Annotated in this window: 16 protein-coding genes; 6 read left to right on the forward strand and 10 right to left on the reverse strand. The window is 75.6% G+C overall.

From position 1 onward, the window contains the following. Positions 1–6: 6 nt before the first annotated feature. Entirely contained in the window at positions 7–708 is a 702-nt protein-coding gene (locus ACF1ED_RS34250) for an MBL fold metallo-hydrolase (RefSeq protein ID WP_391767255.1), read from the reverse strand. 129 nt (positions 709–837) lie between these two features. Next, positions 838–2,205 (reverse strand): dipeptidase, encoded by a 1,368-nt coding sequence (locus ACF1ED_RS34255; protein WP_391767256.1) that lies wholly within the window; start codon positions 2,203–2,205, stop codon positions 838–840. A gap of 348 nt (positions 2,206–2,553) precedes the next feature. On the opposite strand from ACF1ED_RS34255, the gene ACF1ED_RS34260 reads away from it, so the two are divergent. Beyond that, entirely contained in the window at positions 2,554–3,825 is a 1,272-nt protein-coding gene (locus tag ACF1ED_RS34260; RefSeq protein ID WP_391767302.1) for a geranylgeranyl reductase family protein, read from the forward strand. A 55-nt stretch (positions 3,826–3,880) separates the two neighbouring features. Here the strand turns inward: ACF1ED_RS34260 and ACF1ED_RS34265 are convergent, their stop codons facing one another. Beyond that, positions 3,881–4,345 (reverse strand): nitroreductase family deazaflavin-dependent oxidoreductase, encoded by a 465-nt coding sequence (locus ACF1ED_RS34265; protein WP_391767257.1) that lies wholly within the window; start codon positions 4,343–4,345, stop codon positions 3,881–3,883. Between the two features lie 203 nt (positions 4,346–4,548). Between ACF1ED_RS34265 and ACF1ED_RS34270 the strand changes: the two genes are divergently transcribed. Next, a complete protein-coding gene (locus ACF1ED_RS34270; protein ID WP_391767258.1) occupies positions 4,549–5,253 on the forward strand; it encodes a TetR/AcrR family transcriptional regulator in 705 nt (234 codons plus the stop codon). A gap of 42 nt (positions 5,254–5,295) precedes the next feature. On the opposite strand, the gene ACF1ED_RS34275 is transcribed toward ACF1ED_RS34270, so the two are convergent. After that, complete coding sequence (locus ACF1ED_RS34275; protein ID WP_391767303.1) at positions 5,296–6,039, reverse strand: maleylpyruvate isomerase family mycothiol-dependent enzyme; 744 nt, start codon at positions 6,037–6,039, stop codon at positions 5,296–5,298. A 165-nt stretch (positions 6,040–6,204) separates the two neighbouring features. On the opposite strand from ACF1ED_RS34275, the gene ACF1ED_RS34280 reads away from it, so the two are divergent. Continuing rightward, entirely contained in the window at positions 6,205–7,431 is a 1,227-nt protein-coding gene (locus ACF1ED_RS34280) for an ROK family protein (protein ID WP_391767259.1), read from the forward strand. 269 nt (positions 7,432–7,700) lie between these two features. After that, the gene (locus ACF1ED_RS34285; RefSeq protein WP_391767260.1) at positions 7,701–8,471 is read left to right on the forward strand and encodes an SAM-dependent methyltransferase; all 771 of its coding nucleotides are present in this window, start codon (positions 7,701–7,703) and stop codon (positions 8,469–8,471) included. A 2-nt stretch (positions 8,472–8,473) separates the two neighbouring features. Here the strand turns inward: ACF1ED_RS34285 and ACF1ED_RS34290 are convergent, their stop codons facing one another. Next, the gene (locus tag ACF1ED_RS34290) at positions 8,474–9,055 is read right to left on the reverse strand and encodes an ATP-binding protein (protein WP_391767261.1); all 582 of its coding nucleotides are present in this window, start codon (positions 9,053–9,055) and stop codon (positions 8,474–8,476) included. Between the two features lie 217 nt (positions 9,056–9,272). Then, entirely contained in the window at positions 9,273–9,590 is a 318-nt protein-coding gene (locus ACF1ED_RS34295) for a hypothetical protein (protein WP_351847889.1), read from the reverse strand. Between the two features lie 194 nt (positions 9,591–9,784). On the opposite strand from ACF1ED_RS34295, the gene ACF1ED_RS34300 reads away from it, so the two are divergent. Then, a complete protein-coding gene (locus tag ACF1ED_RS34300) occupies positions 9,785–10,912 on the forward strand; it encodes a PLP-dependent cysteine synthase family protein (RefSeq protein WP_391767262.1) in 1,128 nt (375 codons plus the stop codon). Here ACF1ED_RS34300 and ACF1ED_RS34305 read toward each other — a convergent pair. From ACF1ED_RS34305 to ACF1ED_RS34315, 3 genes are all read right to left on the reverse strand, one after another. Beyond that, a complete protein-coding gene (locus tag ACF1ED_RS34305) occupies positions 10,872–11,372 on the reverse strand; it encodes an SRPBCC family protein (protein WP_391767263.1) in 501 nt (166 codons plus the stop codon). The two genes, ACF1ED_RS34300 and ACF1ED_RS34305, sit on opposite strands and share 41 nt — an antisense overlap. An 83-nt stretch (positions 11,373–11,455) precedes the next feature. After that, positions 11,456–11,911 carry an SRPBCC family protein gene (locus ACF1ED_RS34310; RefSeq protein ID WP_391767264.1) on the reverse strand — a complete coding sequence of 152 codons (456 nt, stop codon included), beginning with the start codon at positions 11,909–11,911 and terminating at the stop codon, positions 11,456–11,458. Next, positions 11,908–12,726 carry a DeoR/GlpR family DNA-binding transcription regulator gene (locus ACF1ED_RS34315; protein WP_391767265.1) on the reverse strand — a complete coding sequence of 273 codons (819 nt, stop codon included), beginning with the start codon at positions 12,724–12,726 and terminating at the stop codon, positions 11,908–11,910. Before ACF1ED_RS34315 ends, ACF1ED_RS34310 begins: the two co-directional genes overlap by 4 nt. Positions 12,727–12,861: 135 nt before the next feature. Here ACF1ED_RS34315 and ACF1ED_RS34320 point away from each other — a divergent pair, with 135 nt between their 5' ends. Next, on the forward strand, positions 12,862–15,219 hold the full coding sequence (locus ACF1ED_RS34320; RefSeq protein ID WP_391767266.1) for a hypothetical protein: 2,358 nt from the start codon (positions 12,862–12,864) through the stop codon (positions 15,217–15,219). Here ACF1ED_RS34320 and ACF1ED_RS34325 read toward each other — a convergent pair. Further along, positions 15,189–17,618 (reverse strand): right-handed parallel beta-helix repeat-containing protein, encoded by a 2,430-nt coding sequence (locus tag ACF1ED_RS34325; protein ID WP_391767267.1) that lies wholly within the window; start codon positions 17,616–17,618, stop codon positions 15,189–15,191. The two genes, ACF1ED_RS34320 and ACF1ED_RS34325, sit on opposite strands and share 31 nt — an antisense overlap. Positions 17,619–17,897 lie beyond the last annotated feature (279 nt).

The following is a 17,897-nucleotide window of genomic DNA, read 5'->3' on the forward strand; positions in this document are numbered from 1 at the left end:
CCGCCGCTACCCGAGCGTGACGGCCCCGGCGGCCGCGGCCGCCGACAGCCGTTCCGCCGTGTCCCGGGTGACCGCGGGCCCGTGCCCGCAGCACAGCACCGACGGACGCAGCTCCGCCAGCCTCCGCAGCGACTCCAGGGCCCGCGCGCGGTCCACGTGGAACACGCCGAAGGTCACCCCCCGCACGGACGCCACGGTGTCGCCCGCGAAGAGCACGCCGTGGCGGGGGAGGTGGACGGCCATCGAGCCCGGCGTGTGCCCGGGGGTGTGGACCGCGACCGCCCCGTCCCCGAAGCCCAGCTCCTCGCCGTCCCCGACCTCCCGGTCCACCCGGGTGGGGGGAGCCTCGGGACAGGTGAGGCCGTGCTCCCAGAGCGGGCGCTCCCACTCCAGGAGGTCGGGCCCGGGCATCGGCAGCTCGCCGCGCACGTACGGCGCGTCGAGCCGGTGGGCGACGATCTCGGCGCCGTGCCGGTCGGCCAGCTCCTGCGCCGCGCCCACGTGGTCGCGGTGGCCGTGGGTGAGGACGACGCGGGCCAGCCGGTCCGGGTCGAGGCCCGCCGCCCGTATCGCCGTCGTCGTGGCGTCCGCCGATCCGGCCCAGCCGGCGTCCACGAGGGTCAGTTCGCTGTCGTCCCGCCACAGGTACGCCTGCCCGATCGAATAGTCGAGCAGGTGCAGCCGGGGCGTGATCCCGAGGGGTTCCATACGGCGAACGTAAGCGGTGCCGGGGGCCCGGCGCCGCGTTCTACGCTCTGGGCGAGCTTCGCCCAGCGCTGAACCGGGCGGGGCCGGGCCCGGTCGTCACCGACCCGCCCGGCCCCGCCCGTCGCGGCGTCAGGCCCCGAGGCTGCCCGCGTAGTTGACGAGGAACAGCGCCTCGGCGACGGCGAGCCGCTCCAGCTCCTCCGGCGACACGGACTCGTTGACCGCGTGGATCTGCGCCTCCGGCTCGCTCAGGCCGATCAGCAGGATCTCCGCCCGCGGGTAGAGCGTGGCGAGCGTGTTGCAGAGCGGGATCGAGCCGCCCATGCCGGCCGCCTGCATCTCCTGGCCGGGGTACGCGACCCGCATCGCCTCGGCCATCGACGCGTACGCCGGGCTGGAGGTGTCCGCCTGGAACGGCTGGCCCTGGCCGACCTGCTCCAGGGTCACGCGCGCGTTCCACGGCGTGTGCTTCTCGATGTGGGCGAAGAGCAGCTTCGTCGCCTCGGCGGCGTCCTGGCCCGGCGGCACCCGCAGGCTGACCTGAGCCCGGGCGGTGCGCGGGATCGACGGGGTGGCGCCCGCCACCGGGTGGCAGTCGATGCCGATCACGGTGACGGCCGGACGGGCCCAGATGCGGTCGGCGACCGTGCCGGCGCCCGGCAGCTCCACGCCCGGCAGCACCTTGGCGTCGGCGCGGAACTGCTCCTCCGGGTACTGCAGGCCCTCCCAGGCGGCGTCCGCCGGCAGCCCGTCGATCGCCGTCGAGCCGTCCTCGGCCCGCAGCGAGTCGAGGACCCGGATCAGCGCGGCCAGCGCGTCGGGCGCGGCACCGCCGAACTGGCCCGAGTGGAGGTTGCCCTCCAGGGTGTCGACCTGGACCCGGATCATCGTCATGCCGCGCAGGGTGGCGGTCACCGTCGGCAGGCCGACGCGGAAGTTGCCCGCGTCGCCGATCACGATGGTGTCGGCGGTCAGCAGCTCGGGGTGCTGCTCGGCGTACCGCTCCAGACCGCCGGTGCCCTGCTCCTCCGAGCCCTCGACGATCATCTTGACGGTCACCGGGACGCCGCCGTTGGCCTTGAGGGCCCGCAGCGCCAGCAGGTGCAGGATGAAGCCGCCCTTGCAGTCGGCGGCGCCGCGGCCGTACCAGCGGCCGTCCTCGCGCTCGGTGAGCTGGAACGGCGGGGTCAGCCACGCCGATTCGTCGAGCTTCGGCTGCACGTCGTAGTGGGCGTAGAGGAGGACCGTCGGCGCCCCGGCCGGGCCCGGCAGCACGCCGTACACGGACTGCGTGCCGTCCGGGGTGTCGAGCAGCGCGACGTCGCGGAAGTCCTCGGCGCGCAGCGCGTCGGCGACCCAGTTCGCGGCCCCCTCGCACTCGCTGCGGGGCGCCACGGCCTCGTCCGCGACCGACTCGAAGGCGACCAGTTCCGTCAGCTCGGCCTTCGCGCGAGGCATCAGGGACCGGACGGTCTCGGCGATCGGATTCGGCGTCATGGGCACGCTCCTCGTGGGTGCGACGTTGTGAACTGGGGGAGCGAACGGCGTATCGGGTGGTACGTCGATCGCACCGTCGATCCTACGACCGGGCTGCGGCCTACCGCGCCGTAGGATGCGGGAAGCAGACGCCGGTCGGATCAGGAGCAGAAGCACATCGTGAGCAGCGAGCACGCAGAGAACGCCGGTCCGGAGCCCACCGAGCCGCTCGTGCCCGGCGATCCGGCCCCGGCGGCCGAGCCGTCCGGCGTGGCGGCGGACGCGGCGACGGACGCGGTGACGCACCCGGATCCCGGCGCGGAGCCCGGTTCCGCGGCGGACGCGGAGCCCGATCCGGACCGGCCCGAGGTGTGGGACGTGGTGGTCGTCGGCGCGGGCCCGGCCGGCGCGTCGGCGGCGTACGCGGCGGCGGTCGCGGGCCGCCGGGTGCTGCTCCTGGAGAAGGCCGAGCTGCCCCGGTACAAGACCTGCGGCGGCGGCATCATCGGCCCCTCCCGCGACTCGCTCCCGCCCGGCTTCGAACTCCCGCTCCAGGACCGGGTGCACGCGGTCACCTTCTCCCTCGAAGGCCGCTTCGCCCGCACCCGCCGCTCGCGCCGGATGCTCTTCGGCCTCGTCAACCGGCCCGAGTTCGACGCGCAGCTCGTCGAGCACGCGCAGAAGGCCGGCGCCCAGCTGCGCACGGGCGCGACCGTGACCCGCGTGGAGCAGCACGGACCGGACGTGCCGGACCGGCGGACGGTCGCGCTGGTCTTCGCCGACGGCGAGCGGGTGCTCGCGCGGGCCGTGGTCGGCGCGGACGGCAGCGCCAGCCGGATAGGGGCCCACGTCGGAGTGAAGCTCGGCCAGGTCGACCTGGGCCTGGAGGCGGAGATCCCGGTGCCGCCGTCGGTCGCGGAGGACTGGAAGGGCCGGGTCCTCATCGACTGGGGCCCGATGCCCGGGAGTTACGGCTGGGTCTTCCCGAAGGGCGACACGCTCACGGTCGGCGTCATCTCGGCGCGCGGCGAGGGCGCGGCCACCAAGCGGTACCTGGACGACTTCGTCGCCCGGCTGGGCCTCGCCGGCTTCGAGCCCGAGGTCTCCTCCGGTCACCTCACCCGCTGCCGCACCGACGACTCGCCGCTCTCCCGCGGCCGGGTGCTGGTCTGCGGCGACGCGGCGGGCCTGCTGGAGCCGTGGACCCGGGAGGGCATCTCGTACGCGCTCCGCTCCGGCCGGCTCGCCGGTGAGTGGGCGGTGCGGGTCGCGGAGGCCGGCGACGCGGTGGACGCCCGCCGCCAGGCGCTGAACTACGCCTTCGCGATCAAGGCCGGGCTCGGTGTGGAGATGGCGGTCGGCCGGCGCATGCTCGCGGTCTTCGAGCGCCGCCCGGGGCTGCTGCACGCGGTGATCACCGGGGTGCGGCCGGCCTGGAAGGCGTTCGCCGACATCACCCGGGGCTCGGCCACGCTCGGCGGCATGGTCCGGTCGAACGGTCTGGCCCGGCGGGCCCTCGAAGTCCTCGACAAGCGCATGGACACGGAGTCCGGCGTCGGTCCGGCGGGCCGCGGCGTGGGCCGCAGGGACGAGGGGTCGGCCGGGGCGGCGGAGGCCGCCGAGGCCGTGGATCCCGTCTGAGCCGCGCGCGGCGAAGTGGTGGGGGCGGGTGCGGACCAGGGGTCCGCGCCCGCCCTCACGCGGCCGGGGCGGCGGTGATGCGGAAGACGGGGTGCTTGTGCGCGATGGCGCGCAGCTCGTCGTCGGCCGAGTCCGGGCCGACCCCGCCGAAGAAGACGCCGACCTCGGCCTTCCAGCGCTTGAGGTACGCGCGCAGCACGTCCACCTTGGCGTCGTCGGCGACCTCGGTCGCGGTGAACGGCTCGACGTGCTTGCCGAGGTGCAGCTCGCCGCCGCCGACCGCCCGCATGTTGCGGGTCCACTGGACGTGGCCGCGCGGGGCGACCAGGTAGCGCTCGCCGTCGAGGGTGAGCACGTTCACCGGGGTGGTCCGCCAGGCGCCGCTCCTGCGGCCGCGGACGGCGAGGACCCGCGAGCCCCAGACGCTGATGCCCCGGCGGGTCAGCCAGGCGACGGAGCGGTTCATGACGTTGACGGTGAACCAGCCGGGCTTCCTGACGTGGGCGGTGGTGTCGGGCATCGGTGTCTCCCGGTGGTCGTGGCGGAGGTGCGGACGGGGGTGCCTGGGTGGTGCGTCCGGCGTGAGCGCCGCCTCCGGTCCGTGACCTTCCCGAATCGTGAGCACTGCTCTCGCTTGAGATCGGTGTGCACGACTTCCCGCCCGTGAGCAAGAGCGGTGCTCTCGTTTCAGTGCGCCGATCCGAAACGTGGCAGACTGCTCCCATGACCACCGTCCAGGGAGCCCGCGCCCGCGCGCGCATCGAGATCACCGCAGCCATCAAGGACGAGGCCCGCCGCCAGCTCGCCGCCGAGGGCGCCGCGAAGCTCTCGCTGCGCGCCGTCGCCCGCGAACTCGGCATGGTCTCCTCGGCGCTCTACCGCTACTTCCCCAGCCGGGACGACCTGCTGACCGCCCTCATCATCGACGCGTACGACGCCGTCGGCTCCGCCGCGGAGCAGGCCCACGCCGCCGCCGAGCACGCCGCGCCCCGCGACCACCTCGCCCGGTGGACCGCCGTCTGCCGCGCCGTCCGCGCCTGGGCCGTCGCCCACCCGCACGAGTACGCCCTCATCTACGGCTCGCCCGTCCCCGGCTACACCGCCCCGCAGGACACGGTCGGCCCCGCCGCCCGCGTCGGCCTGCTCCTGGTGGCGACCGCCCGCGCCGCCCACCAGGCGGGGGACGCCGTGCCGCCGCCGCTCCCGGACGGCCTCGCCCCGGAGGCGGAGCGGCTCGCCGCCGACCTGGCCCCCGACCTGCCGCCCGCGCTCGCCGTCGCCCTCGTCTTCGCGTGGGCCCAGCTCTTCGGCCTCGTGTCGTTCGAGGTCTTCGGCCAGTTCAACAGGATCGTCGAGGACCGGGCCGCCTTCTTCGCCACCGCCGCCGAGCGCCTCGGCCGCGAGGTGGGCCTGGCTCGCCGCCCGTGACGGAGGGCCGGGCCCGCCCCGGCGCGGGCCGCCGGTCCGGGCTCAGACCGCCGAGGTCTCCCGCCACAGGCGCAGCAGCCCGGGGTCGCCGGTGACGGCCACCCCGGACGCGGGCAGCCGGTTCCACAGCGTCAGATAGAGCCGCTCGGCGGTCCCGGACACCTCGGCGTCCGCCGGCCCGGACGCCGCCGCCCCGCCGCGCTCCGTGACGGGCGGCGCGGCCGAGAGCCGTACCGTCCAGACGTCCCCGGTGTCCGTCGTCCGGATCCGCAGCGTGCGCGGCCGGTCGGTCCTGACCCGGCTGCGGTCGCGGGCGTGGAAGCCGGCGAGGAGCTCGTCGACGCCGTCGGCGGCGAGCTCCGGCCCGACCGGCCCGGGGCCCTCCGGCAGCGCCGATTCGGCGTCCGCCCGGTGCACGGTGGTCTCGTGGGCCTGTCGCCGCGCCCAGAAGGCGAGCGGCGAAGGGGCCGGCAGGAAGGTCCAGGCGGCGAGCGTCTCCGGCGCGGCCCGCAGCGCGGCGACCAGGGTGGTGTGGCCCTCGCGGTAGTGGGCGAGGAGCGCGGCGCCGTCCAGGTCGGGCTCGCCCCCGTCGGCCCGGTACTCCCGGTGGCCCTCGACCACGAAACCGGTGGCCCAGCGGTGGACCGTCGTGGTGTGCCGCAGCAGGTCGCGGATCCGCCAGCCCGGGCAGGCCGGCACCGGCGCGTCCGTCCCCGCCGCCTCCGCCGCCCCGGCCAGCGCCCGGCCGGCCGTCTCCAGCGCGTCGATGTGCTCCGCGGTGCCCACCGCGCCCGCGCTCCCGATCTGCGTCATCGTGCCCCCGTTCCCGATGTGCGTGTTCACGGCAAGGATTCTGGCACCCGGTGGCCCGGTCCGTACGTGGCGTCGGGGGGAAGCCGCCCGGCCCGGCCGGTTCCGGCGGGCGGGTCCGATCATGCGAGACTCGGGCCCATGAACGGCAAGGCGACGACGACGCGTACTCGGCTGGACAGGGGGCGCAGCGCGCTCGGCCCCGCGCTGGAGCTGGTGCACACCGGCCGGGCGCCGACGCGGGCCGTCCTCACCGCCGAACTGGGCGTCACCCGCGCCACCGCCGGGGCCGTCGCCGCCGAGCTGGAGGCCCTCGGGCTCATCCGGGTCGACTCCAACCCCGGAGCCGCCGCCGGTTCCCAGGGCCGGCCCTCGCACCGGCTCGCCGTCGACGAGAAGGGGCCGGTGGCGCTCGCCGCCCAGGTCCACGCGGACGGCTTCCGGGCCGCGCTGGTCGGCCTCGGCGGCACGCTCGTCGCCACCGTCCCCGGTTCGGTGACGGTCTCGGCCGACCCGGCGCAGGTCCTCGGCGCCGTCGTCGACGCGGGCGCCGCGCTGCTCCGAGAGACCGGGCGGCGCTGCGTCGGCGCGGGCCTCGCCGTGCCGTCCGCGGTCGCCGAGCCCGAGGGCACCGCGCTCAACCCGCTCCACCTGGCCTGGCCGGCGGGGGCGCCGGTCCGCGAGATCTTCGCCGAGCGGGTCCGGGAGGCGGGCATCGAGGGCCCCGCCTTCACCGCCAACGACGTGAACCTCGCCGCCCTCGCCGAGCACCGGCACGGAGCCGGGCGCGGCGCCCGCGACCTGCTGTGCGTGGCCACCGGACACCGGGGCGTCGGCGGGGCGCTCGTCCTCGACGGGCGGCTCCACACGGGCAGTTCGGGCCTCGCGCTGGAGGTGGGACACCTGACGGTGAACCCGGAGGGCCGCCCCTGCCACTGCGGCGGCCGAGGCTGCCTGGACGTCGAGACCGACCCGCTGGCCTTCCTCACGGTCGCCGGCCGCGAGCCCGGTCCCGAGGTCTCCCTGCTCCAGCAGGCCCGCGACCTGCTGCGGACCGCGCCGGACGACCCGGGGGTGCGGGTGGCGGTGGAGGAGCTGATCGACCGTCTGGGCCTGGGCCTGGCCGGCCTGGTGAACATCCTCAACCCGGACCGGATCATCCTCGGCGGCCTCCACCGCGAACTGCTCGACGCCGACCCGGAGCGCCTGCGCGCGGTCGTCGCCGACCGCAGCCTGTGGGGCCGCAGCGGCGGAGTCCCGATCCTCCCCTGCACCCTGGACCACAACAGCCTGGTGGGCGCGGCCGAACTCGCCTGGCAGCCGGTCCTCGACGACCCCCTCACCGCCCTGGCCGGCGCGCCCGTCTGACCCGGCGGGAACCGCTCCGGCCCCGCTCCGGCCTTCCACCGGCTCCGCTCCACCGGCTCCGCTCCCGCGCGGTTCGCCCCGGCGCGTCCCGGTCCGGAGCCTCCACCGGCGCCGCCGGCGGGTCGGGCCCACGCGGACGCCGGCCTCGCCGCCGGCGGGCGCCACCCCGTCCGGCACGCCCCCGTGGGCGAACCGCACCCCGGTGCCGCCGGAGAACGCGCGCGAAAAGGGGTGGGCGTCGGGGGCCGCGACCGGTAACGTCGCCGCTCATGATCACTTCCGATGCCGAGCTCCCGCCCCGCCTGGGCAGCCTCACCTTCCACGGCCCGCTCTCCGAGGAGCGGGCCGAGCGCCTCCTCCGCCGGATCGCCGGATCCGGCCCCGCAGACGTCCTCGACATCGGCTGCGGCTGGGGCGAGTTGCTGCTCCGCGTCCTCGACGCGGTGCCCGGCGCGAAGGGCACCGGCATCGACATCGACGCCGAGGACCTCGCCCGCGGCCGCGCGCTCGCGGCGGAGCGCGGCCTCGCGGACCGCGTCGTCTTCGTCGAGGAGTCCGCCCGGGGCACCGGGCGCGGCCCCGTCGACGCGGTCCTCTGCCTCGGCTCCAGCCAGGCCCTGTGCGACCCGGAGCTGCCCCACGACCCGGCGGAGGCGCTGCGCGAGCTGCGCCGGCTCGTCCGGCCCGGCGGCCTGGTGGTGCTCGGCGAGGGCTTCTGGGAGCGGACCCCGACGGAGGCGGAGCTCGCCCGGATGTGGCCCGGCGCGTCCGCCGGCGACCACTTCCCGCTGGGGGAGCTCGTCGACCTGGCGATCGGGGCGGGTTTCCGCCCGGCCTGGATCGAGACGGCGGGCCGCGACGAGTGGGAGGCCTTCGAGTCCGGCTACCGGTACGACACGGAGCTGTGGCTCGCCGCCCATCCCGACCACCCGCTGGCCGCCGAGACCCGCGAGCGGGCCGACCGGCAGCGCTCCACCTGGCTCGACGGCTACCGGAACGTCCTCGGCATCGCCTATCTGACCCTGGTCGCCACGGCCTGAGGTCAGGCCCCGCGCCCGGCGCTCGCGGCGAGCGCCGGGGCCTTCGCGGGCGCGGCGAGGGGGACGCCGGCCAGCCGGCTGTACGAGACGACCGGGGCCAGGGGCACGAGGCCGAAGTCGAAGCCGGCCTCGGCGCCGGCGAGGACCGGTCCGTCGGCGCACGGCGGCGCCGTCAGGGTGAACCAGACGACCTTGCCGCTCACGCCCTGCGGGCGGACGCCCCAGCTGTCGCTGAGCGCCCCGACGATGGCGAGGCCGCGGCCCGAGGTGGCGAGCGCGTCCGGCTCGTCCCACGGGTCCAGGTCGGCCGACTCCGTCGCGACCGGCATCCGGGGGTCGTTGTCCCGGACCGAGACGGTCAGCCGGTCGAGCAGGAGTTCCAGCTCGACGGTGCACTCCTTGTCGGGCTGCGCGTGGCGGTGCACGTTGCTCAACAACTCGGTCACTCCCAGTTGGACGGGATCGACCAGGTCGTCGAGCTGCCAATGGCGCAGATGGGCGGAGACGATCCTGCGGATCTGTCCGATCCGCGACGGCAGGGCCTGGAGCTCCACCGCGTAATACCTGCTCGGCTCGCTGATCACGGCTGCGACTCCCCGAAGTAGTCCTGAAGAAGACGGAGATTCGGATCTGTCCTGCGGTACATCAGGGGCGGCGCACTGAGCACAGTGTCACCGCCGTTGTACCCCCAGTGAGGTGGTTCCAGCGTGAGCCACCCGTCACCGCCCCGCAACCCGCCGCGAGCTTCCCCAGGTCAGCGCCCCGGAGCCACGGCCGCCCGGCCCCGACCCGGAGCCTTCGTCACCTGCCGCCGGCCGCCCGCCTGAGCGCGGCGAGGAAGCGGCCCGCCTGCTCGGCGTCCCGGGCGTCGTCCTCCCCGGCGCCGTCCATGGTCAGCCGGTAGCGGGTGCCGTTCACCTTCGCCACCGTCTCGTCCGCCTTCGCGAACCACGGCCGCCCCGCCCGCACCGCCTTGACGGGCGCGCTGTCGATCTCGGAGCCGTAACTCGTCAGCAGCGCGAGCCGGCCGTCCTCGATGCGGACCTCCCCGGCCCGGGTGAGCGAGCGCGGCCACCGCGCGATCCGTACGCCCCTGGCGCTGAACTCCGCTTCCGCCATGCCGTCCACCCCTTCCGCGCGACCGTCCCCACCCAGTGTGCCGGGCCGTCGGCGCGGGCACCAGAGACCCTCGCACACCTGCTCCCCAAGCCTTCCCTATGGAGCGTCAAAGAGATCGTTTGCCCAGGTGGGAGGGGTATCGTCGGCAGTGGGAAGCCAGGGTCCGCCCCGGCGGGACAGCGAGGAGAGAACCGTTGAGCACCACCCCCCACACCGCCGGAGCCATCGCCACCGCGGACGTCGACCGCAGCGATCCGGCCTACCGCGCCTGGCTGAAGGAGGCCGTCCGCAAGGTCCAGGCCGACGCCAACCGCTCCGCCGACACCCACCTCCTGCGCTTCCCGCTCCCCGAGAAGTGGGGCATCGACCTCTACCTCAAGGACGAGTCCACCCACCCCACCGGCAGCCTCAAGCACCGGCTCGCCCGCTCGCTCTTCCTGTACGCGCTCTGCAACGGCTGGATCCGCCCCGGCAAGCCCGTCATCGAGGCGTCCAGCGGCTCGACCGCCGTCTCCGAGGCGTACTTCGCGAAGCTCGTCGGCGTCCCCTTCGTCGCCGTGATGCCCCGCACCACCAGCCACGAGAAGTGCCGGCTCATCGAGTTCCACGGCGGCCAGTGCCACTTCGTCGACGACTCGCGCACGATGTACGAGGAGGCCGCGGCGCTCGCGGCGCGCACCGGCGGCCACTACATGGACCAGTTCACCTACGCCGAGCGGGCCACCGACTGGCGCGGCAACAACAACATCGCGGAGTCGATCTACCAGCAGCTGCGGCTGGAGCGCTACCCGGAGCCGGCCTGGATCGTCGCCACCGCGGGTACCGGCGGCACCTCCGCCACCATCGCCCGCTACGTCCACTACACCCAGCAGGACACCCGGATCTGTGTCGCCGACCCGGAGAACTCCTGCTTCTTCGACGGCTGGGTGCACCACGACCCCGGCGCCACCGCCGACTGCGGCTCCCGCATCGAGGGCATCGGCCGGCCCCGGATGGAGCCCAGCTTCGTGCCCGGCGCCGTCGACCGCATGATGAAGGTCCCGGACGCGGCGAGCGTCGCCGCCGTCCGCGCGCTGGAGACCGCGATCGGGCGGAAGGCGGGCGGCTCCACCGGCACCGGCCTGTGGAGCGCCCTCAAGATCGTGGCCGAGATGGTCGCCGAGGAGCGCACCGGCAGCGTCGTCACCCTGATCTGCGACCCCGGCGAGCGCTACCTCGACAAGTACTACTCCGACGCCTGGCTCGCCGGACAGGGCCTCGACATCGCCCCGTACGCGGTGGCTATCGAGCGGTTCCTGGCGACGGGCGTCTGGCCGGAGTGAGCCGCCGGTCCAGCAGCGCCGCGGCCCGGCGGAAGGACAGGCCCAGCCCCGGCGACGCCAGCCGCAGCCCCGTGCGGAACGGGGCGGGGCCGTCGGCCGCCATCGTCCAGCGCAGCCGGGTCCCGGTGCCCTCCTGCGCCATGGTCCACTCCTCGGCCAGCGCGGACACCGCGGGCGCGTTGGTCAGGTCCACCCGGTAGGCGTAGCGGAGGTCCGGTTCGGAGGCCAGGACCGTCTCCTCGAACCGGATCCCGCCGCGCAGCCGGACCGTCCGGCGGGCCCCGTCGTCCAGCGGGACGGCCGAGGAGACCGGCGTGAACCAGGCGGGCAGACTGCCCACTTCGACCGCTATCGAGCGGTAGACCGCCGAGGGCGGAGCCTGCAGGGCGGCCTCGAAGGAGAGGCGGACGGGCGCGGTGGCGGTGAAGCCGAGCTCCACCGGCCGCAGTCGGCGTGGCATGGACCGGACCTCCCGTATCGAGGGAAGAGGCACCCTAGCTGACAAGCCGTCAAGGCGAAAGCCCGTTCGAGGAGTGGTGCGCGTCACGCCCGTCCGCCACCCGGCGGGCCGCCCAGCAGCCCGTCCAGCGCCCGGCCGAACACCACCCGGCCCGCCCGCGCCAGCACCCCGTCGAGAACCCCCGGCACGCCGCGCACCGACAGCTCCTCGGTCCACACCACCCGGGAGCCCCCGGCCTTCGCCGCCACCTCGATCTCCGCCCGGCCCCGCACCCACCGCCCGTACTTCTCCAGCCGGCACACCCCCGGCCGGTCCCCGCGCGGCGGCTCCCAGCGGACCACCTCCATCGGGTCGTCGAAGCCCACCGGGCCAAGCCCGGTGCGCGCGGTGAAGCGCGTCCCGACCCGGCTCGGACCGGGCGTCAGGACCGTCGTCCGGGTCAGCGGCACCTGCCGGCCGTGCGCCGGCCAGTCCGTCAGCCGCCGCCACACCTCCTCCGGCGCCAGCGGCACCGAGCGGACCACCCGGAAACGGCTCACGCGGCCGTCTCGCCGGCCACGAGCAGCCCCGGCACGTGCTCCGCGACCTCGGCCCGCACCTCCGCCGCCATTCCCCGGTCCGTCACCCAGGTGTCCACCTCGTCCAGCGCGCCGAACGAACTCAGGCCCACCGTCCCCCACTTGGTGTGGTCCGCGACCACCACCACCCGGCGCGCCGAACGGATCAGGCACCCGTTCGTCTCCGCCTCCGCCAGGTTCGGCGTCGACAGCCCCGCCTCCACCGACAGCCCGTGCACCCCGAGGAAGAGCAGGTCGAAGTGGAGCGAGCGGACCGCCCGGTCCGCCACCGGCCCCACCAGCGCGTCCGACGGCGTCCGCACCCCGCCCGTCAGCACCACCGTCGGCGCCCCCCGGCCCTCGCCCGCCGCCTGGCGCGCCTCGTGGAAGACGTCCGCGACCCGGACCGAGTTCGTCACCACGGTCAGGTCCGGCACGTCGAGCAGGTGCCGCGCCAGCGCGTACGTCGTCGTCCCGCCGGACAGCGCGATCGCCGAACCCGGCGGCACCAGCGCCGCCGCCTCCCGCGCGATCTCGTCCTTCGCGCTCGGCTCCAGCGCCGACTTCGCCTCGAAGCCCGGCTCGTGCGTGCTCGGCTCCGACACCGGCACGGCCCCGCCGTGCACCTTCGCGACCATGCCCTGCCGGGCCAGCGCGTCCAGGTCGCGGCGGATCGTCATGTCCGACACGCTGAGCCGCCGCGTCAGCTCGTTGACCCGTACGCCGCCGCGGCGCCGCACCTCGTCGAGGATCAGGGCGCGCCGCTGCTCCGCGAGGAGGTTCTGATTGTCAGTCACCGCCGGGGCCGGTCCTTCCGCAGGAGACGAGGGGATGGCTGTCGGATTCGGTGAGAGACCGTGCGCGGGCGCGCGGTCGTCCGCGATCCTGGAGCCGACGTCGCATCCTCCCACTCACGAGAGGAAGACTCCTAAGTGTCCCCTGCCACACCCGCCCCCGAGCACGGGGGCGCGACGCTCGAACTCCTCGTCCACGGAGTCGGCGGCGCCACCCCCCAGTCCATGCTGGACGACCCCAGGACCGCCCGGGTCACCGGCGACGAGACCGCGGCCGTCCACCGGCGCGCCGAGGACCTCGACGCCGAGGACCATCCCGAGCGGTACGCGTCCCGGCCGGTGCCGGAGGCGTACGTCTGGTCCAACCTCACCTCGGGCGACGGCGCCCGCGCGCTCTGGCTGCTGCTCCTGCCCTTCATGGTGGTCAACCTCGCGCACTGGATGCGCCCGCCCGCCGCCGGCCGCCCCGGCCTCGTCCGGCTCTACGGCGTCCTCGTCCGCCTCCTCGCCCTCAGCCTCACCGTGCTGCTCACCGCCGCCGTCTGCGAGGTCGCCCTCGACCTGACGGCCTGGCAGTGCGCCGGGACCCCCGCCTGCGCCGACGGCCGCGCCTGGCTCGGCTTCCTCTCCGCCGACCGGGGCGGCTGGTGGTCGGTCCCCGGCCGCCGCCTCGCCCTCGCCGCCGTCCTCCCGGCCGCCCTCGTCGGCCTCCTCTGGTACCTCTCCCACCGCACCTGGAGCGCGTACGAGGCCCAGCGCCCGCCCACCGACTCCGCCCCCGTACCGGCCGGGGACCCGCGCCCCGCGCTCGGCCGGCCCGGATTCTGGTACGGGAGGCGGCTCGTCGCCCGGCTGCGCGCCGCGCACACCGCCGCGGGCCTCCTCACCGTCGCCGGAGCCCTCGCCGCCGCCCCCGCCCGGCAGGACACCGGCACCCTCGCCGCCGGCGGACTCGCCCTGCGGGCCGCCCTGGCGGTCTGCGCCGTCCTCGTCCTGTGGGCGGTCTGCGGCCGGGGCCGCAGCGAACGCCGGCTCGACCAGCGCGTCGAGCGCGCCCTCTTCACCCGCCTGCCGGCCGCCGCCCTCGCCCTGCTCGCGCTGACCGCCCTGCACACCGCCTGGGACCGGCCCGGCTGGCACTCCGCCGGCACCCTGCCGGGGAACGCCGTCTTCGGGGCCCTCACCCTCGCCCAGGGCGGCCTCGTCGTCGCCCTCGGCGCCGTCGCCCTGCTGCTCCAGCGCCCCCGACGCGACCCGCGCACCGCCCTCGCCGGACTCGGCGGGCCCGCCACCGCCACGCTGGCCTGCGCGCTCGGCGGGGTCATGTCCGGCGGCGTCGCCCAGTGGGTCGCGGACTGGCTCGACGGGGCCGCCACCCCCGGCTCCGACGGCAGCCCCCTCGTCGGCCCGCCCGTCCTCCTCAGCTGGCAGGCGTCCGTCATCCCCGTCCTGCTCCTGCTGCTGCTCGCGCCGGCCGCGCTCCTCGGCGTCCGGACCGCGCTCGCCGCCCGCCGACTGCGGGCCGCCGTCGAGGCCGACTACGCCGGCGAGCGCCCCGACCCGGTCCGTACCGGGCAGATCGCCGCGAGCCGCGCCCGCGCCTCGCTCACCGACTCCGCCCCCGTCCTCGTCGCCGTCGTCTCCGGCACCGCGCTGCTGCTCGGCGCCGCCTCCGTCGCCGGAGCCTGGGCCAGCGACGCGGTCCCCGGCCGCGCCTTCTCCGGGGCCCACCCCGCGATCGCCGCCCTCGCCGCCACCACCCAGGCGCTCGGCTCCTGGATGATCGGCTTCGGCTTCCTGCTCTTCGTCACCTGGGGCCGCCGCGCCTACCGGGACGCCTCCGCCCGCCGCACCATCGGCATCCTCTGGGACGTCGGCACCTTCTGGCCGCGCGCCGCCCACCCCTTCGCACCGCCCTGCTACGCCGAGCGGGCCGTGCCCGACCTCACCTGGCGGATGAGCTCCTGGACCCGGCACACCGGCGGCCGGCTCGTCATCTCCGGCCACTCCCAGGGCAGCGTCCTCGCCGCCGCGGCCGTCTGGCAGCTGCCCTCCGCCACCCGCGCCCGGGTCGCCCTCCTCACCTACGGCTCCCCGCTGGAACGGCTCTACGGCCGTTGGTTCCCCGCCTACTTCGGCCCCGACGCGCTGCGCGGACTCCACCGGGCCGTGCACTGCTGGACCAACCTGCACCGCGCCACCGACCCCATCGGCGGCCCCGTCCGCGTCCCCGCCGAGGACGGCCGCCCGGCCGTGGACGCCCCTGAGCTGCGCGACCCCGTCGCGTACGGACGCACCCGCGCCCACCCGCTGCCCGAACCGGTCCTCGGCCACTCCGACTACCAGGCCGACCCCGCCTTCGCGACCTGCCGGGCCGCCCTCCTGGACCGGTTGCTGCCCGCGCTGCCCCGCCAGCGGACCGACGGCCTCATGGACGACGACGGCCGGGCCCGGGGCCGTCCGGATCAGGGCAGTTCGGGCAGGTCCTCCGGATAGAGCAGGGTCAGGTCGTCCGTGCTCGCCTCGGCGAGCGCGGCGACCCGGCCCGCGTGCCGCTCCACCATCGACTCGAAGGTCTGGCGCGCGGTCCGCCCGTTGCCGAAGGCCGGACCCTTCGGCAGCTTCTCGAAGTACGTCAGGAGGGCGTCGTCCGAGCCCTCCGCGAGCCGGTACTCGTGCTCGTCCGTCTGCTGCCGCACGATCCGCAGCAGCTCCTCCGGCGTGTAGTCGCCGAAGCTGATGGTCCGTGAGAAGCGGGACGCCACACCGGGGTTGACCGTCAGGAAGCGCTCCATCTCGGCGGTGTAACCGGCCACGATCACCACCACCGCGTCCCGGTGGTCCTCCATCAGCTTCACCAGCGTGTCGATCGCCTCGCGCCCGAAGTCCCGCCCCGAGTCCTCCGGCGACAGCGCGTACGCCTCGTCCACGAACAGCACCCCGCCGCGCGCCCGGTCGAACGCCTCCTGGGTGCGGATCGCGGTCGAGCCGATGTGCTCGCCCACCAGATCGACCCGGGAGACCTCCACCAGGTGTCCGCTCTCCAGCACGCCGAGCGAGGCGAGGATCTCGCCGTAGAGCCGCGCGACCGTGGTCTTGCCGGTCCCCGGGTTGCCGGTGAAGACGAGGTGGCGGCGGACCGAGGCGGCCTTCAGCCCGGCCTCCCGCCGCTTCCGGCCCACCTCGATCATGTTGGTGAGCGTCCGCACCTCGTGCTTGACGCTGTCCAGGCCGACCAGCGCGTCGAGCGCGCCGAGCACGTCGTCCGAGGACCGCGGCGCGGGGACGGGGACGGGGGCGGCCGCAGGTGCCGCGGCCGGTGCGGCGGCGGCACGCGGCGGGGGATAGGCACCCAGCAGGCCGGGGGAGTGCCGGCCGGCCGTCAGGACCGGCGCCACCGCGGGCTCGGGCACCGGCGGGGTCCGCACGGCGCTCTCGTCGCCCGTGCAGTCCTCGACCACGGTCCCGTCCTCGGGGAACTCGTACCCTCCGCGCGCGCACCGCTCGGTCCGGCAGCGGCGCAGCACCGTCCGGCAGCCGTCCATCACGTGGAAGCCGTACCCGCCGCTGCCCGTGACGCGGCAGCCGTGGAAGGTGCCCCGGCCCTCCGCCGACACGTAGAAACCGGCCTCGGCGGGGGAGGTCACCACGCAGCGCTCCACCGTCGGATCGGCGCCCTTGGTGACGATGACGCCGGTCTGCACGCTGTCCACGGTGCAGTTGGCGAGGGTGCCGCCGCTGCCGTGGTCGCGGAACCACGCCCCGGTGGAGGCGTCCTTGATCCGGCAGTCGTCGAGCTGGGCGGTGGCGCCGTCGCTCACCGACACGGCGGTGTTGCGCACCTGCGTGAGGTCGCTGTCGACCACGTCCACCCGCGAGCCGCGGTCCAGCACGAAGAGAGCGTCCGGCACGTCGTGCACCCGGCACGCGTCGAGGACGGCGCTCGCGCCGTCGCTCACCCACACCGCCGGGTAGTCGCCCGTGCTGTCGTGGATCTCGCACTGGTGGGCGTCCACGCGCGTGCCCGGGTCCCACACGGACAGTCCGTTGCGCCCGAACCGGCGCACGGTCGACCGGGTGAGCGTGAGCACCGAACGCGACCGCAGATCCACCGCGTTCTCGGGCACGTCGTGGATGTCGCAGTCGGAGAGCGTCAGCACGGCGTCGGTGTCGAGGGTGACGCCGTCGGCGGAGGTGCGGTGCACGGAGGAGTCGACCAGGTGCGCGGTGGCGCGGGCCGCGATCTGGAGCCCGGCGCCCTTGATCTCGTACACCTCGCAGCCGATGCCCTCCAGGCCGCTGCCCTCGCCGGTCACGGCGATCCCCGCCCCGGAGGCGTGGTGCACCCGGCAGCGTTCGAGCCGCGGGTGCGCCCCGCCGCGCACGGAGACCCCGGCCTGCCCGGCGGCGACGACCTCGCACTCCTCGAAGACCCCGCCCGCGCCGTCGACGGCGGCGATGCCCACCCCGGCCGGGTTGTCGACCGTGCAGCGCCGGGCGGTCGGCCGGGCCTGTCCGCGCACCTCGATCCCGGCGGCCGAGCGCGTCATGATCCGCAGGTCGAGCAGTTCGGGCGTGCCGTCCTCGACGAGCAGCGCCGGCGCGGCCATGTCCTGGCCCTCGATGTGCAGGTCCTGCACGACGGCCGAGGCGCGCAGCGTCAGCGGCACCCCGTCGGGCGGCGCGATCCGCACCGGTCCCGCCCCGTCCTCGGGCCCCCGCAGGGTCACCGCCCGGGTGATGACGAGGTTCTCGCGGTACGTGCCGGGCGCGACGGTGAGGACATCGCCGTCACCGGCCGCCTCCAGCGCGGCGGCGAGGGAGGCGTACTCGCCCGTGCGGCGCCGCCACCGCGACGTGCCGGTGTGCGTCACCTGGACCGTGCCCTGTGCCATGGGTGTGCTCTGCCCCCGCCTCGTGCGTCGACGCTGAACCGGATCCGGGTCCTGGAGCCGAAAACCCTGATCATGGATCCAATGATTTGGATCCCGTCTCCTGGACCATGGATCCAATCCCCTGGATCGTGGATCCGATCTCCTGGATCCGATCTCCTGGACCGTGGATCCAATCTCCTGGACCGTGGATCCGATGCCCCACCGTAGCGCGCGCGACGGCGCGGGGTTGACGGGTCGTCGAGCCGCACCCGTACGGGGCACGGAACCTCCGGTTCCAGT

The organism is Streptomyces sp. NPDC014656 (assembly GCF_043084305.1).
GTDB lineage: Bacteria > Actinomycetota > Actinomycetes > Streptomycetales > Streptomycetaceae > Streptomyces.